This window comes from Halochromatium glycolicum (assembly GCF_016584085.1).
In the GTDB taxonomy this organism is placed as follows: Bacteria; Pseudomonadota; Gammaproteobacteria; order Chromatiales; family Chromatiaceae; genus Lamprobacter; species Lamprobacter glycolicus.
Genome location: NZ_NRSJ01000095.1, coordinates 1 through 2,928, shown reverse-complemented (window position 1 = coordinate 2,928; position 2,928 = coordinate 1). Strand labels below are relative to the sequence as shown.

Annotated in this window: 3 protein-coding genes; 1 reads left to right on the top strand and 2 read right to left on the bottom strand. The window is 59.1% G+C overall.

All coding sequences use genetic code 11. The annotated features are described in order from the left end of the window. A partial coding sequence (locus CKO40_RS23490) for a transposase (RefSeq protein ID WP_242477307.1) occupies positions 1 to 471 on the bottom strand: 471 nt, incomplete at its 3' end. A 143-nt stretch (positions 472 to 614) separates the two neighbouring features. Between CKO40_RS23490 and CKO40_RS23485 the strand changes: the two genes are divergently transcribed. Then, a complete protein-coding gene (locus tag CKO40_RS23485) occupies positions 615 to 1,379 on the top strand; it encodes a DUF4329 domain-containing protein (RefSeq protein ID WP_200348881.1) in 765 nt (254 codons plus the stop codon). Positions 1,380 to 1,717: 338 nt separating this feature from the next. On the opposite strand, the gene CKO40_RS23480 is transcribed toward CKO40_RS23485, so the two are convergent. After that, positions 1,718 to 2,928, bottom strand: a 1,211-nt coding sequence (locus CKO40_RS23480) for a DUF6399 domain-containing protein (RefSeq protein WP_207173830.1), incomplete at its 5' end; no start/stop codon positions are given.

The following is a 2,928-nucleotide window of genomic DNA, read 5'->3' as shown; positions in this document are numbered from 1 at the left end:
GTTCCACACCAAACTGGCATACACCCCGACCTGGCAGTTCTCCACCTTGCCGATGACGCCGGCATATTGGCGGGCGACGCCGACAGACTGTTTGCCTTTCTTGAGATGCGCCGATTCATCGAGGATAGAGCCGACGTCCCGGCGCTGATAGGTCGGCTGGCTGGCGTAGAATTCGGAGGTCTTCACCGCAAGATCACTGATCAACGCACTGGCAGACCAAGGGGCGTCGGAAATGAACTGTTGCAGACGCTGGTAACCGTCGCCGGACATCTCCAACTCCTCGTTCATCCGTTCCATGTTGCGCCAGCTCGCTTCGGTCTTAAACAGACCCCGGATATACGCCTCGCTGAGCTCAGGGTTCGCTGACGTCGCTGTCTGAAAGTGGTGGTGGTATTCTTCAATGTGAAACGCCAGATTTTGTTTCAGTGAGCGCAAGGGGTCTTGCCGCGCAAGGCTTTTGCAAATGGCCATCAACTATCCAGATTCTATTCCGCACGCACAACTCGAAAAATAATAACAATATCAAGCGCATAGCGCAAGTTAACAAAGTAGTACTACACGACGCATTCGAATTGAGAGCTTGGTAGAACCGTGTTTCAATGAGGAGGGCAGCTATGACACAACGGGATGTCCCAGTCCTGGAACCGATAGTGCCGCATGTTAAGCGCGTTCTTGAGGCATTCCTGCAGAACCTTAGTCGAGCGGGATTTCCTTTTCAGTCTGCGGATATTGCAGCAATCACAGCCCTGGATGAAATCTACTATAAATCTGTAGCTAACAACTGGGAATTTGCAGGGCGAATATTCAAAAGGAGCGGTAAATATTTCTACACAAGTCCCCGAACTCTTAAGTCCAGCCGCGAGTCAGATCCTGGACTAAAACTTCCCAACGTCGAGAATATAGGTACGTATCACAGCCACGCCGGTCAATTTCTGCCCACTGATGAGCTTGTCTCTCCAAAAGACAAGTTGAAGGCAGAGCTTGGGAAAGATGTATCATATGTTATCACACCTCGTGGGAAGATCATGAAATACATTCCAATCTCGCTGTCACCACCTGGGACGAAGCCACCGGGGTCACTGGGTCACGAGGAAGTGCTTCGACAAGGCTTGGGAGGTGGAGCGTCGAAGTTTGGTTTTCACCAACAGCTGTTCTCGCCTAGGGAGCTGCAAAAGTACGGTGATCGAGGTGATACCATTAAGGTTGTCCAGATGCTTCTTAATAAGAGACCTCCTTCTGCACTTGCACTGCTTGTCCCCGATGGGATCTTTGGGGCTAAGACGCTAGCGCGGGTCACAGAATTTCAAACACTACATCAGCTTGCGCGGGATGGGATAGTGGGACCGCTAACACGACGTTCCCTATTCAAGATGGGCTAATGTTTTTCAGGGCACTCAGTTGTTTTGCAACGAGATGACAAATGGACTGTGATATAGGTGCTTGGGTGCCGGTCGCACGATTGCGGTAACAGAACAGGGGCCAGGCTCAATTAACGTCGTGCTCAATGAATGAAATCGCCTAACACGGCACTAAACCCGACCGTCCAAAGTGCTGCCGCACTTTGGGCGGCGGGTTAGTTTGGCGTTGGGCTTTGCGCATACCGTGCAACCGCCCTATCTATCTTTGAGCGCGCTGTAGATTCGTGCGCGTAGTTTTTGAAAGACGACAGAGAGCAGTAAGAAAATGAGGGCCTTGATCATAACCACGTCCACCCCGCTCAAGCGGCCATCGGCGAGAGGTAGGGGATCTTCGGCGCACGTGCTCGTCGTCGGCGCGGCCGAGGTGGCAGAGGCACCCGCTCGAGCAATTGCTCGAACAAGGGCGGCGGCGCCTGGCCAAAGAAACGCTCGGCGGCGGTGGTCTGGTCCGCACGGCGGATGTAGAAGTTGTGTACCGCCGTGAGCGCGGCGAGCTGACGCGCACTGAGGCGATGGCAGCCATGATGGAAGAGTGAGAGCTGGCCGTTGCGCCCCTCCACAGCAGCGCTCGAGCGCTGGAACAGGTCGGCGCAGTCGCTGGCGACCTGCTCAATCTCCACGCGCTGCGTGGCCTCCAGGGCTTGGATGGGGTGATCCGCCGCGCGCAGCGGGGCGAGCGTCTGCGCGCTCAGTGCCGCGAGGCGTCGACGCTCATCGGCTCCCGCGCACCGCGTGGCGACGCGTTCAAGATAGATCGCCGGAATCAACTGTTGGAGCACCGCCGTTTCGATCGCGGGCGCCAGGTTGAGTGCCTCGACGCGTTGATGCACCGTCGCAAAGAAGAAGGCGATCGTGGCCAGCAGGGCCGTGTTCAAGCGCTTGGCCTTCGCGAGGTGGGCGCGGGCGCGCGCCGGCAGGTCGGCCGCCTCGGCAAGGGCCTCCAACCGCTGCCAGATCGTACCGAGCCGTTCCCCCAAGCGCTCAGGTGGTTGCGCCTCACCGCGCTCCAGCTCAAAGGGATGGTAGGCTTCGCCGAGGGCGCGGATCAACGTCGTGGCCTCCTCCTGACGCGCCTGCGTCTGATCCCGCGTGATGGCCGCGGCGGCCCACCGCTGCAGGGCACCTTGGATGCGCTGCGCAAAGGCCGGCGGACGCCCCGGGCCATGGCGCTGCTGGCGGTACGCCTGTTCGGCCTCGCGCTCGGCCTGCAGCTGTGCCTCAGCCGTGGCCACCTCAGCGTCGGCCGCGCGCACCGCCCGCGCCAGTGACAGACCGGTGCCCTTAGCCACCTCATGCTGGAGATGGAACAGGTCCGGGGAATGGTGGGCCTGATGATCGTGCTCGATGTGCCGGCGCAGCGCCGTGGCCTCATCCGAGGTCCCCTGCACCAGGGTGACCGGCAAGCCCGCACAGGCGGCGGCCAGCGCCTGCGTCCAGGTCGCGGCGGTGCGATCCTCAGCGTACTGCTCCAACAGGATGACGTTCGACACCGGCTCAAGCGCCACCAAGC